Genomic DNA, 16,474 nt, shown 5'->3' on the forward strand with positions numbered 1-16,474 from the left:
TCCCGGATGATGACGGCTGTGGCCGGCTCTTCTCCCACGCGCACATCCAGCTCGAAGGAGCCTCGGCCGATGACCTTGCGGAACGTCACGGGCAGCGCGAGCTGGGTCCACGTGGGCGGGATCGACTCGGGTCTCCCCTCACCTTGCAGCACCAGGGTGGGGACCTGCTGCTCTCCGATCTGGGCAAAGGTCCCCATCCGGGCCGAGAGGCTCACAAGCGTCGTGTCCCCCGGCCTCTTGCAGCTCCGAAACAGCAGAAGCGTCACCGGCTGATCAGGGAGCGCGCGCCCCTGGTAGTTGATCTGCCCCACGCACTGCGCGGACTGCCACCGGGCCTCCTGCGGCTGGGTCGCGAGGAAATAGCCGCCGAAGAGCAACAGGGTCAGCGTCGAGCCCGCGGCCAGGTAGCGCAGGCGGCGATCTCGCCGCTGGTTCTCCACGCTGGCCGGGGGCGTGATGTGGTGCTGGACCCAGTCTTCCAGCAGGGGAATCGTGATGCGCTCGTGTCCTTCCCGGTGCTCGACGAGCCCCATGCGGCGCAGGCGCTCCAGGGACAGGTCACACTGCTCGGCGGAGACCTGGCCCTTCAGGCTGTTGCAGAGCGTCTTCACGGTGCGAGGGCGCTGGCTGGCCACCACCTCCAACACCTGCTTGTCGGTGGGGTCCAGCCAGGGGAGCAGGTTGCCCCGGAAGGTGTCGCTGGTCCCCGCGACCTGGACCGCGGCCCGCGCGATGTCCCTCTTGCGGACGTGCAGCTCCTGGAGGGGGCTCACCGCGCTCGCGCGCCGCCGCAGCTGAATGGCCTGGCTGCAGAGGCTGCGCACGACGCGGACATTGCCAGCGGAGAGCTCGTAGATGCGCCGCAAGGCGGCTTCGTCGAAGGTGACGTTGATCTGTCGGCCGAGCTCCGTGCACATCCTCCGCACATCCTCGAGCGAGAGCAGCTCGACGCGCAGGACATGCACCTGGTTGGCCAGCGGGTTGGCCCACCCCGAGAGCACGGTGTCGCTCAGCTGGGAGCCCGCCAGACTCGTCACCACCACCGCACAGGCACCCGCCCGGCTCTGGTCCGCGAGCGAGGTCCAGAACAGTCGCGCATCCCGGCGCTCCTCCTCCGAGGCCCGCTCGTCCGTCAAGGCGGAGATGCAGAAGTCCGCGTCCTCGATCACCAGGACGATGCGCTGCCCTTGCGCCCGCTCCTTCGCCGAGGAGATCGCTGCCTCGAGCCGCTCGCGAATCCCCGGTGGGGGCCCAGCGGTGGCAGGGGCCTCGAGCGCGCGCCCCACGAGCGCTGCCACCTCGGACACGCGGCGCTCGGAGACCTCGATGCAGCGGACGCTGACGAAGCGCGCGTCCTCGAGGCCATAGCGCGCCAGCTCGATGAGCGCGGTCTTGCCGGTGCCAGGCAGGCCCGTCAGCGAGATGAACGGGGTGGCCTCCTGGAGCAGCCGCGTCAGCTCGTTGACGAGGCGCCGCATGCCGAAGACGGCCGTCGGATCCACCTTCCGCGAGCCGATCGCGAAGACATCCGGGGGCGTGTGGAAGTCCGAGAGCCGCTCCAGGAAGATCTGGTGGGGCTGCTTCTCCTTGAGCGCGCTGGCCAGCTCCCGGACATGCAGCGGGAGGACGATGGCGCCGAACTTCTTCCGGAGCTCGAAGATCCGTCCGCGGACTCCGCCCCCGAGCTCCTCCGAGTCCACGATGGCGATGACGACCTTGCGAGCGCCGCTCTCCAGCAGGCTGAGGTGCTCTTCGAGCGGCTCGCTGTACTGGATGAAGGTCCGGGTCTGGAGACGCGCCTCGCGGCTGTCGGCGCCCGCGACGAAGATGGCGAAGAAGGGCTGCGAGCCGCTCTGCTCGAAGAGCGGATGCCCGAGCTGGACGACGTTGCGCGCCACGGGGTGAAAGCCGTCGAAGAGCGAGCGAAGGAATTGGACGACTGTCATCGCGTGCAGCTGGAAGGTGCCCGGCAGGAGGGGAGCCAGCCCCTCCCAAGGCGTCTCGCGTCCACTCAGCCCCGTGCCCGTCGGCCTTGGGAACCCCGGGAGCGTGAACTCCATGTCGTGGAACACGCTGGGATCAGATGCGGACGGAGGGGGCGGCGCGATGGGAAGGGGAAGGGGGACGCCCGTCAGCGGTCCGATGGCCTCGGTGAAGGCCGCGGCCAGCTCGTGGGCGCTTGGGAAGCGCTCGGCCGGAGCCTTGGCCAGCGCGCGGAGGAAGAACGCGTCGAGGCCCGTGCCCAGCTCCTGGAGGATCTGGGAGGGAAGCAAGGGCTTCTCCTGGAGGATCTTGGCGAACATCGCCATGGCGCTGTCCGCCTCGAAAGGAAGGTGGCCCGTGAGCGCTTCGAACAGGACGACAGCCAGCGACCAGAGATCCGCGGAAGGGCCTACCGCTGAGGAGCCGAGGAGCTGCTCCGGGCTGAGGTAGGAAGGGGTGCCGAGGACCAGGTTCGTCGGCGTCAGGTGCCGGGGTTCCTCATTTCGAGGCTGCGGGAACTTCGCGACCCCGAAGTCGAGCACCTTGACGGACTCGCTGCCGCCACGCGTATCGAAGAAGATGTTCCCCGGAGTGATGTCCCGGTGGATGAGCCCCACGCCATGTGCCGACTCCAGGGCGGCCGCGACCCCTTGAGCGATCAGGAGGCACGTCTTCAAGGGTACGCGTTGAGTACGCCCGAGCCGCGTGGAGAGCGACTCGCCCTCAAGCATCTCCATGATGAGATAGGGCGTGCCCTCCTCGATGCCCGTGCTGAAGATCTGGACGACATGGGGGCTGCGAAACCTGGCGAGCGAGCGCGCCTCATTCGAGAAGCGCTGCAGGGCGGAGGTCGATTCCGTGGCCAGGCTGCTGAGGAGCTTGATCGCCACGGGCCGATCGAGTTGGACATCGTGGGCTTCCCAGACCGCACCCGTGCCGCCCATGCCAATCAAGCGCTTGAGCAGGAACTGCCCGGCAATCAACTTCCCTTCTTGCGGCAAGAGCACGTGGCACTCCAGCGGGATCCAGGCAGGCTACCAGCCCAGGAGCGCACCTTAGCAGGGGTGTACGCTGCCCGGATTTGCGCTGGGCGAGGCCCTGATAACCCCCGCGCCACCGGCTGCGCCCACCATGCTTCCAGCGTGTTCATTTCTTCCCCCCCTCGTTGTTCTTCCAGAGGACGCGCAGGATGGCGAGCTCGGCCCGGGTGGGCTGGGGAGTGGCGCTCTCATGGGGCCAGATTACGACGAGCGTCGTAACTGTAAACGACGCTCGTCGTAGATGTCGCCGCTCGCGTTCTCCCCAGACTATCTTGCGGGGATGGACAGCATGGAGAGGACACCAGCGTTCTTCAATCAATGGAGCCAGGGACGGCTGCCCGGGCTGTTGGGGGTCGACATCATCGAGCTCGCTCCCGGGCGCTTGAGAGCGAGGCTGCCGGTACGGCCGGAGTTGCTGGCCCCCAACGGCTACCTCCATGCGGGCACCGTGGTGGCGTTCTCGGACACCTGTGCAGGGTATGGGTGCATCACCAGCCTGCCGGAGGGGGCGAGCAGCTTCACCACGATCGACCTGAGCTCCAACTTCCTGGGGACGGCCCGCGCTGGAGTCATCCTGGCGGAGGCCCTCATGCGCCACGGAGGACGCACCACTCAGGTGTGGGACGTCACCGTGACGCATGAGGAAAACAACAAAGTCATCGCTTTGTTTCGGTGCACGCAACTGCTGCTGAAATGAAAGGACCTACGCGAAGGCTTGCAGGGGGCTCAGCCGGAAGCGCGGCAGCGGCTTCAAGAGCAGGTACAGGCTGATCACCAGCAGGCTCACCTCCAGCGGCAGCCGCCAGGGTTGAGCGGTGACGGCAATGTCATGCACCCGCACCGGGTGGCCCATGGCGTTCGGCACGCCGACCGTGAGCGTGGCCACGATCATGTCCACCATGAGCGGGAAGGCTGTCATTCGCGTGAGCTGCGTGGAGAAGCGCTGGGGCAGGAAAGGGCTGATCATCAGCAGCGCGCCGCAGATCACCTCCACCAGGCAAACCATATAGGCATTGAAGAGCGGGAAGGGGACGCCGATCGCGGAGAGGTACACCGCGAAGCCCTCGGGCCCCCGCGGCAGGACGATGGCGTCGGTCCCCAGGTGGATCGAGTCGAAGAACTTCACCTGCCCGAGGAAGATGAAGATCACCCCTGCAAAGACTCGCAGCAAGAAACGCCCGCGGGACTCCATGAGCTGCGGAAGGTGAAAGGATGGCTCTCGCGATACAGTGCTTTGAGTTTTCATGAAACACCTCCCTGAAGTGTGAATCCGCGCAACGAATGACTGCCATTCACTGCTGCTGAGAGGTTGCAAGGGTGGGGCCAGCAAGGCCCTCACCCGTAACCGTGTGAATCGTTGGAAAGAAACCGTGGAACTCGCGCCAGCACCGCGCAAGCTGCGACGCGCGTGCGCACTCCATCTGTCCTGAAAGAAGACAGAATCCGAGGGTGAGATGCGATGGGCCACTGTAGTGCCTTGGCGGATGTTTCCATGCTCGCCGGGTAAAGCACGTTTGTTTGACTTCCTTATTTTGTTGGATTTCGGGGTTAAAATGTTCTAAAGAGTCTGTAATCCCCCTCGGGGAGCCCGTGCCGGGACCGTGGGATGGATCCATTCCGGGACAACAAGGAGACACCAAGCATGTTCAAGAAAGCGGCAGTTCTCGTGGCGAGCTGTGGCGCGTTGCTGGCCGGCTGCGGTACCGATCTGCAGACCGAGAACCAGGAGATCGTCTCCAACCTGATCGAGGCGGGGTTTCGGGCCGACGACATCATGATCGTCGACGACTCCGTGTACGTAGGTCTTGACGCTCAGGTGAGCCTCACGGCGTCCCGGGAGATGCTCCAGCACGACAAGCAGACCCAGGAGCAGTTCAGGACGACCAACCTCGTTGGCACCGGCGTGACGAAGATCTGCGTCGTCCCCACCTCCCAGTTCAACAGCTACCCCAATCTCAGCGCGGGGCTCGATCTGGCCATCGACAACTACAATAGCCAGGGGCTCCGGCTGACCTTCGCGCGGGGCTCGGCCTCCGACTGCACCGCGACCATCAGCGCGAAGACCACGACCGGCGCCGGCGGCTCTTCTGGATTCCCCACGGGCGGCAAGCCCTACGGCACCATCAATATCGGCACCGGGACGGACAGCTACGGCGCTGATGTGTGCGAGCACGTCATCACCCACGAGATTGGCCACACGATCGGCTTCCGCCACTCGGACTACTACGATCGGTCCATCAGCTGCGGCGGCGCGGCCTCCAACGAAGGCGCCTCGAACGTGGGTGCCATCCTCATCCCCGGGACGCCGAGCACGGCCAAGGTGGGCGGGTCGATCATGAACTCCTGCTTCCGGGCGAGCGAGACCGGCGAGTGGAGCACCTCTGACAAGACTGCGTTGAAGGCCCTCTATCCGTGACGCTGAGGGGGTCGATCCTCGCGGGCACCCTCCTCCTGGGCGTTGTGGCCTGTGGAAAGGATGAGGTGCCCGTGGATCCCCCGGTCTGCGGTAATTCGAAGCTGCCAGAGGTGCACAGCCTCTGGCAGTGCGGCCCGACCCTGGATTTCACCCCCATCAACAGCTACCAGGGCGAGTTCGCTGACGTCGTCCAGGACAGGGAAGACGCCGTCGCTCTGATCGACGGACGCTGCACCGGAACGTTGATTGCGGCGAGCGCGGGGCCGGTGGTGGTGACCGCGGGGCACTGTGTGGGGCTCGGGGACCGGTCGCTGCTGGTCTTCAACTTCGAGGACAACCCGGACGGCGATCCGCTGGTGACCGAGGGCTCTGTCATCGAGCAATCGCTCGACCCCGACTATGCGCTCATCCAGCTCGACGAGCTTCCCGCGGCCACGCCCGTCTTGCTGACGACCCAGGCCACCGAGCGGTTGGCGATCATCCAGCATCCCCGGGGCCATCCCAAGGTCATCGCTGAAGGCAACTTCCTGGCCTCATGTCATCAGCTTGTTTACTACACGGACCTGGACACCCTGGTCGGGAGCTCCGGCGCTGGCGTGCTCAACCGTCAAGGCTACCTGCTGGGCATCCACACCGACGGCGATTGCGACGAAGAGGGCCACGGAACCAACAGGGGCTGGACCGCGGAAGCCATTGTCGAAGCGTCCCCGTACCTGCAGAGCACCGACATCGCTGATCGTTGAGGCCCATTCACGAATGCGCCGATAACGGTTGGACAGCTCTGCCGGAGTCGCTCGGTTTTGACCTGTCGGCGCGGATCAGCGAGAACGGGGCATGGTCATTTGCCCGATGTGCCTTCAATCGACCGTCGGAGAGCAAGGCGAAGAGATCACCTGCACCCATTGCGCGACGCGATTTGTCCCGGGTCAGCCAGTTGCTCTGAAGGCGCGGCATCCTCCGCAGAAGAAGACATCGAGGCCAAGGGCCTCGCCTGCGTTGATTCTGTGCGCGCTGGTTCCCTTCGTCGCTCCGGTGGCCGCGCTGGTGGCCGGGCTGGCCGCAGACAACCTCAGCCCAAACTCCTTCGGCATGGCTTTTTTCCCTGTGGCGGTGATGACCTTCCTCGGCTGCTGGCTGTTGGGAGGTCTTGCGGTCGTGAAGGCCAAGAGAATCGGTTCGCGCTGGAGCACCGTGGCCGCCGTCGGAATCGGGTTCTCGCTCATCGAAACTCCGCTCTTCTGCTATCTCGTATTCACCGCCGCAATGCACGGGATGCCACGTGGCTGACTTCGGAGGAAGGCAGGAGCGGGAGCGCATCCCTTGATCTCCTCGGCGCTGATCTGGGCCGGAGTGAGGCCCGCGGCTGCGGCCTGGGCCTCCACTTCGGCTGATGAAACTCCCGCTCGAATCAGTACCCGAGCCGCTCGGCCACGTAGTGGTCGAGCTGCCGGTGCCAGGTGGACCAGTCGTGGGGCATGTCGTGGCCCCAGATGTCCAGGTTGTGGGGGATGCCGCGCTGGTGCAGCAGGTGGCTGAAGTGCTCCGAGAAGTGGGGGTGCTCCCACGCGCCGCGGCTGGACACCAGGTGGATGCGGCTGTGGTGGCGGAGCAGGTCCAGCGCAGGACCCTCGGACAGGTTCGGGACGTAGGAGACGGGGTTGTTGAAGTAGACCTCGTCACTCCAGTAGCCGTGGAGGAGCTCCGGCTGGAGATCGTAGAGGCCGCCCAGGCCCAGGAGCACCTCGAATTGATCCGGGCGCCGGAAGAAGGCGTTGGCGGCGTGGAAGGCCCCGAAGCTGGCGCCCACCGCGCCGATGCGCGCGTGATCATTTCCCAGGCAGCCGCGGATGTACGGGACGATCTCCTGCTCCACGTACTCCGAGAAGAGCGCCTGGTTGCAGGCCTTCTCGTGCATGGGCATGCCGTGATTCAGCCACGCCCAGGGGTTGATGCTGTTGATGCTGAAGAGCTGGAGCCGGCCGGCGAACAGGTGGTGCGCGACGGCCTGGATGAGCCCCATGCGCTCGGCCTCGAGGAAGTCGCCTCCGGCGGTGGGGAAGAGCAGCAGCGCGGGGCCCCAGTGGCCGTAGCGGGCGACGGGCATGTCCATGCCCAGCCGGTGGCTGTACCAGCCGAAGAGCTCCCGGCGCAGGTGCGGATCGACGAATGACATGAGGGTGGTCTCCTCGGTGAGTGGGCCCGCCCTCTCTTAGCAGGCTCGTGAGCACCGTCCAGCGGCCTGCGCCCCGCCGCCACCCGTCTCCAGGGTGGACACCTGCTGACAACCGCGTGGACAGCGGGCCCTGCCCCGCCCATGAATTCAATGGGATACAGTAGGGCACGGCCCTTGCTCTCCTCGAGAACATGAACCCGACCTATCCCATCCACCGCTCTTCCCTGGCGCTCCCCGTGCTCTCCTTCATGGCGGGGGGGATCACCCTCATCCTGGGGGCTGGCGCAGGGTTTTTCTGGCTCAGCTACTACTTTGTTTTCATTGGACTGGTGCTGGGGGTGCTGAATGTGGCCGCGTGCTTCGGGACGGTCTTCATGGGCGCCGCTGCGTACAAGGCCGCTAGCAGGGGAAGAGGCCTCGCCATCGCCGGGATGGTGATGGCGTTGCTCAGCCTGCTCCCCAACTTCCTCTGTTTTGGGTCTCTGTGGTTCCGCTCGAGCGAGTGAAGGCTGGCGCGCAGCGCCCCGCTCAGGAGTGAGGCTTCGGCGCCGTGTCCGGCTCGGGCGGTGGGGGCGCGTCGCCCTCCGCGTCCGCGTCCGCCAGCAGCAGCTCGCGCACCTTGCGCAGGCTCTCGCGCGTCTTGTCCACGAAGGCGTTCTGCGAGCCGATGCGCTCGGCCGCCTCCAGCGTCCGCTCGTAGATGTTGATGGACTTGGTGAGCAGCACGCGGATCTTCTTGCGCAGCTCCTGGCGGTACACCTGGGCCTCCTCCGCGTTCAGCTCCGGCGGGGCCTGGGTGTGCACCATGTGATCATAGAGGTTCTCGTACATGGCGCCGATCTGCGCGCCCGCCGCCGTGGCCCAGTAGCCGTTGCCCACGCGGATGGAGCGCAGGTAGTGCCCCTGCGCCGACAGCAGCAGCTCGGCCTTGTAGTTCAGGTCCTCGGCCAGCTTGTCGGTGCCCCGGGCCGGATCCAGCTTCACGTCCTCGTAGTGCAGCCGGTAGATCTCCCCCATGAAGAAGTGCGCCTGGGCGGGGAAGTAGTCCTCCACCTCGTCCTTGTCCGAGAGCGCCTCGTAGTCGCTCACCGCCTTGCGCAGCGTGCCCTCCGCCTGCTCGGAGTGGCCGGCCTCCAGCTCGCAGACGCCCTGCTGCACCCGCGCCTCCATGCGGCGGCCCACGGGAACGTCCTGCCGGTTGGCCAGCGTGGCCAGCACCTTCGCCGCGTCGTCGTAGCGCTCCAGGTGGTACTGCGTCTCCGCCACGCGGAAGGCGGCGTCCAGCGCGTCTCCGGTGCCCTTCTCCGCGTCCGCCAGCTCGGAGAAGCGGTGGTAGGCCTCCTCCCACTCCTTGAGCCGCTGGTGCGCCAGCCCCGCGTTGTAGAGCGCCTCGCGGCGGTGGCGGCTCTCGGGGTGGAAGTCGACGAGCCGCCCGAAGTAGCGTGCCGCCTGCTTGAAGTCCTCCGCCGCGAAGGCCGAGGTGCCGCCCGCGAACAGCTCCTCGTCGTTGAGCTTCTCCAGGTCGAGATCCGCCGTCACCTCCACCGGATCAAACTGGAGCTCCTGCCGAGGCTTCTTCCCGTCCTCGCGCACCGCCGTCCCCGTCGTGCGACAGCCCATCAGGCCAATCACACCCACCAATACCCACCGTTGCCATGTGACCGACATGTGCGTCCTCTTGCTCATGCTCTCCGTCCAGGCCCTCGCGAGCCGATGCCACCAGAGGACAGCATCGGCCGGCGCAGGGTTCCCTTGTGTCCGCGCGCCCAGCTTAATGCGCTCCGGGGCTTCTGGCTCCCCTGGCTGCCTGGTCGAGCGCAGGACAATGGACAGAAAACCCGGGGCGTGGCCCGGCGAGCCTTCAGGCGATCTGCTCGTCGCCCAGCAGGAAGCGGCCGGTGCGCCAGAGCGCCGTGAGATCGTGCACGTCCAGCTCGAAGCGGGGCACTTGGATGAGCGGCACATCCGGGCAGGCGGCCGAGAGCTGGGCGATGGCGGCGGCGTCCTGCTCGGCCAGCACCTTCAGCTCGTTCAGCGTCTCCAGCACCTTGGCCCGGCGGGTGCTCGCCAGCCGCGCCGCGTCATCCCACAGGGACGGGGGCGGCATGGGGTGAACGCGGTTCACCACCAGCGCGAGCACCTCCATCTGGTTCTGCTTCAAGAGCGCGCGGAAGTGCGTCACCTCGTCGAGCCGCTCCGGGTGCGGGCCGGTGACGAGCACGAAGCCTGTCTGCGGATCCTTGAGCAGCTCGCGCACGCCGCGGGCGCGCTCGCGGAAGCCCTCGTTCATGGTGGAGATGGCCAGCATGAAGCTGGAGAGCTCCTGGAGCGTCTCGACGCCGGTGAACTTGGAGAGCTGCTTGGCCACGTAGCTGCTGCCGAGGTTGAACAGGGACAGGCCGATCTTCCCCGCCTTGAGCGCCGGGGTGAGCAGCCACTTGGCCGCCTCGTTGTCCAGGAAGTCCAGGATGCGGTTGGGCGCGTCCAGGAAGTCCAGCGCGTGCGCGGTGGGCGGCGTGTCCAGGACGATCAGCTCGTAGTTGCTGCGGCGGCGCAAGTCCCAGAGCTTCTCCAGCGCGATGTACTCCTGGCTGCCGGCCAGCGCGGTGGACAGCGACTGATAGAAGCGGTTGGAGAGGATGCGCTCGCGCTGCTCGGGTGGGGCGAACCGGGTGATGAGCTCGTCCCACGTCTGCTTCATGTCGAGCATCATCGCGTGCAGCGAGGCCTTGGGCTTCACGCCCAGCCCCTCCAGCACCTGGGCGGGCACCTGCGTCTCGGCGTTCCCGAGCGCCGTGAGCCCCAGCGAGTTGGCCAGCCGCTTGGCCGGATCAATGGTGCACACCAAGCTGGAGCGGCCATCCACCGCGGCGCGCAGGGCCAGCGTGGCCGCCACCGTGGTCTTCCCCACGCCGCCCGAGCCGACGCACACCAGCACGCGCTTCTTCGCGAGCGCGGGGCCAAGGGAGGTGGTGCTCATTTCGCCCCCGTCACCAGCGGCTCGAGGTGTCCCATCACCTGCTCGATGGCCTTGCGCCCGAAGGTGGGCGTGAAGATCCGAGGCACCGTGTGCACGGGCACGTGGAGGTTGCGCTCCAGCTTCGTCTCGGCCAGCACCGCCAGGGATGCGCGATCGTGGTGCGCCTTCGCCACGTGGAGCAGCTCCGGGTGGCCCGCGAGCGCCTCCAGGTCTCCCTGGGTGAAGCGCTCGGTGAAGGCGCCGTTGAGGACCGCCGCGTGGGTGCGGATCTTCACCGTGTCGCGCAGCGCCGCGTGCAGCTCCAGGGCCTCGTTGACCGGCAGCTCCTCGGGCATGGCCACCAGCACCGCCGCCGTCACCTGGGGATCCACCAGCAGATCCCTCATCTTCAGCGCCTCCTTGGACATGGGGCCCGGCGGCACGGTGCGCAGCAGCACCTGCGGCACGTTGAGGAAGGTGATGGCGTGCCCGGTGGCCGGCGCGTCCAGGACGATCGTCTCGTAGCGGTAGCTCCCGTCCGGCCGCTTCTCCTGCAGGTGGAAGAGGATCTTCCCCAGCATCACCAGCTCCTGCAGCGAGGGGATGAAGCGCAGGAAGTAGCGCACCACGCGGTTCTCGAAGACAGTTTTGTAGAGCGTCTCGAAGCGCAGGACCATGAGCGCGTACTCGCGCATGGCCTCCTGGGGGCGCACGTCCACGGCCCAGAGGTTGTCCTCCAAGAGCTTCACCTCGGGGCCGGCGGGGGAGCGCTCCAGGAGGCGGCTGATGCGCTCCTGGGTGTTCACCTCGCAGACCAAGGTGCGGCGACTCGCGCGAGCCGAGCGCAGGGCCAGCGCGGCCGAGATGGTGCTCTTGCCCACGCCACCCTTGCCAGAGACGATCCACAGGCGCTTGTCGAGCAGGCCGGGCATAAGGGAGCGGCGAACCGTAGGGATGGCTCCGGGCGCTGTCAACGGGAGTTGACACGTCGCGTTGGCCGCCCCCACAGTGCGCAGTCTTCTTCCCGACTCGCCGGAGGCCCGGCGGGCCCATGAGGACCCAGCGAGGACCCACGAGGACTCAGAGACCATGCTCAAAGACAATCCGGTGATGAAGAAGCTGGTGGAGACGGGCGAGGAGCGCATCGGCAAGATCGCTCAGGCGCTGCTCTCCAACGAGAAGTTCGTCGGGATGGTGCAGTCGCTGGTGTCGCGCTCGCTGGCGGCCAAGGGCACGCTGGACACGGCGCTGCGCACGGCGCTGTCCGCCATGAACCTGCCGTCCACCGCGGACCTGGAGCTGCTGCGCGCCAAGGTGGATGACCTGGAGAAGCTGCTCGCCTCCGTCGAGGGAAAGATCGACACGCTGGTGGACAGCAAGAAGAAGTAGCTCGAAGGAGCCTGGGGAGCCCCAAGCCATGCGGCGCATCGCGTTCATCAACGAGAAGGGTGGCACCGGCAAGACGACGCTCGCGGTGAACACCGCCGCGTGGCTGGCTCGGGAGCGCGGGCTGAAGGTGCTCCTGGTGGACCTGGACACCCAGGGCCATGCGGGCAAGTCGCTCGGGGTGGACGTGCGCACGCTGCCGCGCAACGTCTTCCACCTGCTCACCGAGGACAGCGTGCGCCTGGAGGACGTGGTGCAGCCCTCCGCCGTCGAGGGGCTCAGCGTGCTGCCCTCCTATAAGGAGATGGCCGACTTCCCCGTCGTCGTGTCCCAGGACGCGCGGCGCGCGCACCGGCTGGCCGAGCGCCTCGCTCCGGCGGAGGCCGCGGGCTACCAGGCCCTTGTGTTCGACGCGCCGCCCTCCATGGGGCTCACCACGCGCAACATCCTGGTGGCCGCCACGGAGGTGGTGGTGCCCGTGGCGCTCACGTACCTGGCGCTCGATGGGTGCGCGGAGATGGTGGAGACGGTGCGCCAGGTGGGCGAGGCCGAGGGCCGGCCGGACCTGCGCGTCACCAAGGTGGTGCCCACGCTCTACCGGAAGACAGCCCTGGCCGACGCCATCCTCGAGCGCCTCAAGGCCTACTTCCCGGAGGCGCTGGCCTCCACGCCCCTGGGCTTCAACGTGAAGATCGACGAGGCCCAGAGCCACGGGAAGACGATCTGGGAGTACGCCCCCAGCAGCCGCGGCGCGGAGCTGCTCGCGGCCATTGCCCAGGAGATCCACGACGCGGCCTCCCCCAAGAAGGGGAAGGCGCCTCGGGTGGCTTGAGCCCCGGAAGGGCGGCTCAGCTCAGGGCTTCTTCTGCTGCTCGACTTCCGCGAGCTTCTTCTCCAGCTCCTCGAGCCGCTGCGTCAGCATCTGCAGATCTCTCCCGAGCGCCGGCAGGTTGCCCGTGAGGCCCTCGACGACGTGCTTGACGCGATCGTCGATCTTCCGCTGCCACTCCTCGAAGGCGCGCTGGCTGGCCTTGAGCAGCTCCGAGGGGTTGATGGCCGTCCCCGCCGCCGCCGCCGGAGCCTCCGCTGCCGCCGCATCCGCCGCCGGAGCCTGCGCGGGCTGGCCCTCGGCCTCGGGGGCCTTCACCTCGTCGCCGCGCCGCAGCAGCTTGTCCAGCCGGGACTCGGCCTCCTCGCGGATGGAGGCCACGCGCGGAGTGACCTCCTTCTGGATGAAGCCCGAGATGGACTCGCCGGGGTGGCGGATGATCTCCCGCAGCACCGCCAGCGGCATCTGGTTCTTCTTCTTCTCCTCCTCGAAGATGATCTGCGCCAGCGTCACGGAGGTGAGATCCTCCTTGGTCCGGTTGTCGACAATCCGGACCTCGACGCCGTCTTTGATCATCGCGGCGATCTCATCCAGCGTGACGTACCGGCTCTCCACAGTGTCGTAGAGCTTCCGGTTGGTGTAGCGCTTGATGACCTTTGGCTCCTTGCTCGGAGCGCTTGCCTGCTCTGCTTCGCTCATGTTCGGTCCTCCGCCCACGTCCGGCAGCCTTGCGCGTGAAGCATGGAAATCCGGACCCTGTAGCAAAGGGGGGAGAGGGGAGCAAGCTGGCTCGGTTGCTTGCTCGCGGTGGACGGGCTGTCCGCCTATACTGCCGGACCTGAGCAAATGATCGTCAAGTGCGAGCAGTGCCAGACGCGATTCAAGATCCCCGACGAGAAGGTGACGGACAAGGGGGTCAAGGTCCGCTGCACCAAGTGTGGCCATACCTTCCGCGTGACGCGGGAGTCGGCGGCGTCCGCCTCGGGATCGCATGCCACGGTGCCTCCGGCGCCGGCCCCGGCCCCCTCGGGAGGCGGGTTCGATCCCTTTGAGCGCTTTGGCGCGGCTCCCGAGCCTCCCAAGGGGGTTCATGTCACCCGGCCGGGCTTCTTCGCCGAGGGGGTCGAGGCCTCCCGCCCCGCGACGCCGGCCGCGAGCGCCCCGGCTCCCATTCCTCCGGCTCCGTGGAACTCGGCGGACTCGGGGGTGGAGGAGGACGCCTTCCACGAGACCACGCGGGTCATGCCCATCCAGGTCCCCGTGGAGGCGCGGCCTCCCGTGCCGTCGCTGCCGCCCCTGCCTTTCGATCTCCCCCCGGTCGCGCCGGTGGGAGGCGGTCTGCGGCAGAACACCCCCGCTCCCGGGCAGGGTCTTCCTGGAGCCGGGGCCGTTTCGTTCAAGCCTTCGGCGTCGTCTCCGGGCCCCCTGCCGGGCGTTCCGAGCATTGCGCCCCCTACCGGGGCCCGGGGCCTTCCCACGCCCGCTCCGGTGAAGTTGGCGGCGCCCGCCGCGCAGAAAGCGCTGGGGGGAGCCGCGCCGAGGCCGTTGGCGCCTCCCGCGATTCCTGTTCCCACCGCCTCGGCGGGGACACCTGCCAGCGGCACGCGCCCGGTCGCCAAGCCCGGGACTCTGGCTCCGGCTCCCGCCAACGTGCCGGGGGCGTCGGACCTGTTCTCGGAGTTCTTCGCCAACCCCGCTGGGGGCGCGACGGCTCCCTTGCCGGACTTGCCTCCGCCTGAGTTGCCGCCCGTCGCGGCGTCTCCGGCGCAGGCCTGGCCTGCCGCTCCGAGCCCCTCGTTCGCGCCTCCGGATGACGATCCCTTCGGCTCGGTGAGTGGAGAGCTGGGCGAGGTTCCCCAGGAGCTCGGGGCCGCGCCGGAGTTCGATCCCACGGCGATGTTCTCGGATCCCGCGCCCGTGCCCGTGGCGCCGCCGATGCCCTCCGCCGTGGGGCGGTCTCCGTCCGTGCCGCCCACGCCCGCGCCGATCTCCCTGGGACGGCCTGGGCCTCAGCTGTCCGCTCCCGCGGCGGGTCGGCTGCCTCCCTCGCCCGCATTTCGCGCGGCGCCACCGCCACCCGCGCCGGCACCCGCTCCCGCGCGGTTCCCCGAGGCCGATCCGTTCGGTCCGTCGAATGCCGATCTGAGCGAGCCCTCCAACGAGTTCGGCTTCGGAGCGGATCCAGAGCCCGCGCCGGCGTTCGCCGCGCCCGAGCCGGCTCCCTTGGGGTTCTCTGAAGAGGATCCGTTCGGTTCTGGAGGCGTGGAACTGGGCAGTGTTCCCGAGGCGCCCACTGCGCCTGCTCCTGCCTACTACGCGGCTCCGGAGCCCATGCCGGCGCCAGCGATTGACGAGTTCGGCCCGTCCTTCGGATCGCCCGCGCCCATGGAGCAGGCGGCTCCGAGCGCTCCGGCCCCGAGCTTCGTGCCTCCCGGTCCCATGGACTTCGGGATGATCGGCGACGATCAGATGTCCCAGGATCCCTCGATGGGGGCGCCCGGTGGCATGCCGGATCCATTCGCCCCGCCGGAGGCGGATCCGTTCGCGCCTCCGTCTCCCGCGGGGGGCATGCCGGATCCGTTCGCCGCGCAGGGGGCGGATCCATTCGCTCAGCCAGAGGCGGATCCATTCGCTCAGCCAGAGGCGGATCCATTCGCTCGGCCAGAGGCGGATCCGTTCGCGGCCCCGGCCCCGGCCGGAGGCATGGAGGACCCCTTCGCTGCCCAAGCCTCCCAGGCTGGCATGCAGGATCCCTTCGCGGCGCAAGCCTCCCAGGCTGGCATGTCGGATCCGTTCGCGGCGGCGGAGCCTGCCTTCTCGCCCACGACGACGGGGCGGCAGATGCTCGGCACCGGGAGCCCGTCCGAGGGCTTCCTCACCCAGACGGATACGAGCCACCAGGTCATCAGCCCCACCGACACCGGGCGCCAGCTCCTGGACCTTCCTCAGCACTCGGGCGCCGAGCCGGCCGCGGGCGAGGAGTTCAACGCGTCTGCCTCCCGCGAGCTGATCGATCTGCCGCGGCAGCCCGAGGCACCTCCACCGGCTCCCAAGTCCGCGCCCACGCTGGCGTCTCCCGCCATTGCCCGGCCCGCGGGCCGTCCGGCGGACATGGGCATCCCCGAGCGGCGCAAGGTCAGCGCGGCTCAGCAGGTGACGAGCCAGGTGGCCTACCTCACCATCGCCGCGGGCCTGCTCTTGGCGCTCACCGCGGTGGGCGGCGTGTACATGAAGGAGGGCCATGTGGACGCGGCGGCGCTGTCGCCCGGCCACCTGATTCAACTGCTGACGCCCAGCCAGTTCGTCCCTCACAACGTCAGCAACGGCCTCTATGACACGCGCGGCGCCAACCCGATCTTCTACGTCCGCGGCGAGGCGGAGAACCGCTCCTCGAAGCCCGTGCGCGTGAAGGTGGTGGCCGGGCTCTACGACGGGGACCAGCGAGTGAAGTCCGTGGAGGGGCTGGCGGGGGCGGTGCCCTCGCCCGAGGATCTCCACGCCGTCACCAGCGCCGAGGCCGCCGGGGAGCTGCGCCTGCGCCTGGACAAGGCAGCCACGGTGGTGCCTCCGGGTGGGCGAGCCCCCTTCACGCTCGTGTTCCAGGAGTATCCGCAGGACCTGAGCGCCTTCCGGCTCCAGGTGACCCTGGAGCCGGCTCCCGAGGAGGGGAGCAAGCCGTAAGGGAGGC

15 protein-coding genes are annotated in these 16,474 nt (G+C 68.0%); 8 read left to right on the forward strand and 7 right to left on the reverse strand.

The genetic code is table 11. The features are described 5' to 3' along the window. Positions 1-2,990: protein kinase domain-containing protein (locus ACJ8AT_RS31680; protein ID WP_407741677.1), on the reverse strand; the 2,990-nt coding region annotated here is incomplete at its 3' end. A 274-nt stretch (positions 2,991-3,264) separates the two neighbouring features. On the opposite strand from ACJ8AT_RS31680, the gene ACJ8AT_RS31685 reads away from it, so the two are divergent. Beyond that, on the forward strand, positions 3,265-3,720 hold the full coding sequence (locus ACJ8AT_RS31685; protein WP_407741678.1) for a PaaI family thioesterase: 456 nt from the start codon (positions 3,265-3,267) through the stop codon (positions 3,718-3,720). Positions 3,721-3,726: 6 nt separating this feature from the next. Here ACJ8AT_RS31685 and ACJ8AT_RS31690 read toward each other — a convergent pair whose 3' ends face one another. Further along, complete coding sequence (locus tag ACJ8AT_RS31690; RefSeq protein WP_407741679.1) at positions 3,727-4,194, reverse strand: DoxX family protein; 468 nt, start codon at positions 4,192-4,194, stop codon at positions 3,727-3,729. Between the two features lie 471 nt (positions 4,195-4,665). On the opposite strand from ACJ8AT_RS31690, the gene ACJ8AT_RS31695 reads away from it, so the two are divergent. From ACJ8AT_RS31695 to ACJ8AT_RS31705, 3 genes are all read left to right on the forward strand, one after another. After that, positions 4,666-5,439: a zinc-dependent metalloprotease gene (locus tag ACJ8AT_RS31695; protein WP_407741680.1), complete on the forward strand. Its 774-nt coding sequence runs from the start codon at positions 4,666-4,668 to the stop codon at positions 5,437-5,439. Next, entirely contained in the window at positions 5,436-6,182 is a 747-nt protein-coding gene (locus tag ACJ8AT_RS31700; RefSeq protein WP_407741681.1) for a trypsin-like serine peptidase, read from the forward strand. The genes ACJ8AT_RS31695 and ACJ8AT_RS31700 overlap by 4 nt, the downstream gene beginning before the upstream one ends. A gap of 91 nt (positions 6,183-6,273) precedes the next feature. Next, positions 6,274-6,726, forward strand: a complete 453-nt coding sequence (locus ACJ8AT_RS31705) for a hypothetical protein (RefSeq protein WP_407741682.1) — start codon at positions 6,274-6,276, stop codon at positions 6,724-6,726. Positions 6,727-6,847: 121 nt separating this feature from the next. Here ACJ8AT_RS31705 and ACJ8AT_RS31710 read toward each other — a convergent pair whose 3' ends face one another. Then, entirely contained in the window at positions 6,848-7,612 is a 765-nt protein-coding gene (locus ACJ8AT_RS31710) for an esterase family protein (RefSeq protein ID WP_407741683.1), read from the reverse strand. A 236-nt stretch (positions 7,613-7,848) separates the two neighbouring features. Between ACJ8AT_RS31710 and ACJ8AT_RS31715 the strand changes: the two genes are divergently transcribed. Next, positions 7,849-8,118: a hypothetical protein gene (locus ACJ8AT_RS31715; protein ID WP_407741684.1), complete on the forward strand. Its 270-nt coding sequence runs from the start codon at positions 7,849-7,851 to the stop codon at positions 8,116-8,118. A gap of 22 nt (positions 8,119-8,140) precedes the next feature. Here the strand turns inward: ACJ8AT_RS31715 and ACJ8AT_RS31720 are convergent, their stop codons facing one another. The 3 genes from ACJ8AT_RS31720 to ACJ8AT_RS31730 all read right to left on the reverse strand — a co-directional run bounded on the left by ACJ8AT_RS31720 (position 8,141) and on the right by ACJ8AT_RS31730 (position 11,503). After that, positions 8,141-9,280 carry a tetratricopeptide repeat protein gene (locus tag ACJ8AT_RS31720; protein ID WP_407741685.1) on the reverse strand — a complete coding sequence of 380 codons (1,140 nt, stop codon included), beginning with the start codon at positions 9,278-9,280 and terminating at the stop codon, positions 8,141-8,143. 193 nt (positions 9,281-9,473) lie between these two features. Next, positions 9,474-10,592 carry an ArsA family ATPase gene (locus ACJ8AT_RS31725; protein WP_407741686.1) on the reverse strand — a complete coding sequence of 373 codons (1,119 nt, stop codon included), beginning with the start codon at positions 10,590-10,592 and terminating at the stop codon, positions 9,474-9,476. Continuing rightward, on the reverse strand, positions 10,589-11,503 hold the full coding sequence (locus tag ACJ8AT_RS31730) for an ArsA family ATPase (RefSeq protein WP_407741687.1): 915 nt from the start codon (positions 11,501-11,503) through the stop codon (positions 10,589-10,591). Before ACJ8AT_RS31730 ends, ACJ8AT_RS31725 begins: the two co-directional genes overlap by 4 nt. 157 nt (positions 11,504-11,660) lie before the next feature. On the opposite strand from ACJ8AT_RS31730, the gene ACJ8AT_RS31735 reads away from it, so the two are divergent. Together ACJ8AT_RS31735 and ACJ8AT_RS31740 are read left to right on the forward strand one after the other, a co-directional pair. Beyond that, positions 11,661-11,960: a hypothetical protein gene (locus tag ACJ8AT_RS31735; protein WP_407741688.1), complete on the forward strand. Its 300-nt coding sequence runs from the start codon at positions 11,661-11,663 to the stop codon at positions 11,958-11,960. A 28-nt stretch (positions 11,961-11,988) separates the two neighbouring features. Further along, positions 11,989-12,789 (forward strand): ParA family protein, encoded by an 801-nt coding sequence (locus ACJ8AT_RS31740; RefSeq protein ID WP_407741689.1) that lies wholly within the window; start codon positions 11,989-11,991, stop codon positions 12,787-12,789. A gap of 21 nt (positions 12,790-12,810) precedes the next feature. Here ACJ8AT_RS31740 and ACJ8AT_RS31745 read toward each other — a convergent pair whose 3' ends face one another. Next, the gene (locus ACJ8AT_RS31745) at positions 12,811-13,485 is read right to left on the reverse strand and encodes a polyhydroxyalkanoate synthesis regulator DNA-binding domain-containing protein (protein ID WP_407741690.1); all 675 of its coding nucleotides are present in this window, start codon (positions 13,483-13,485) and stop codon (positions 12,811-12,813) included. A 147-nt stretch (positions 13,486-13,632) separates the two neighbouring features. Between ACJ8AT_RS31745 and ACJ8AT_RS31750 the strand changes: the two genes are divergently transcribed. After that, positions 13,633-16,467: a zinc-ribbon domain-containing protein gene (locus tag ACJ8AT_RS31750; protein ID WP_407741691.1), complete on the forward strand. Its 2,835-nt coding sequence runs from the start codon at positions 13,633-13,635 to the stop codon at positions 16,465-16,467. The last annotated feature ends 7 nt before the right edge of the window (positions 16,468-16,474 follow it).

This window comes from Hyalangium sp. (assembly GCF_045802625.1).
Classification (GTDB): domain Bacteria; phylum Myxococcota; class Myxococcia; order Myxococcales; family Myxococcaceae; genus Hyalangium.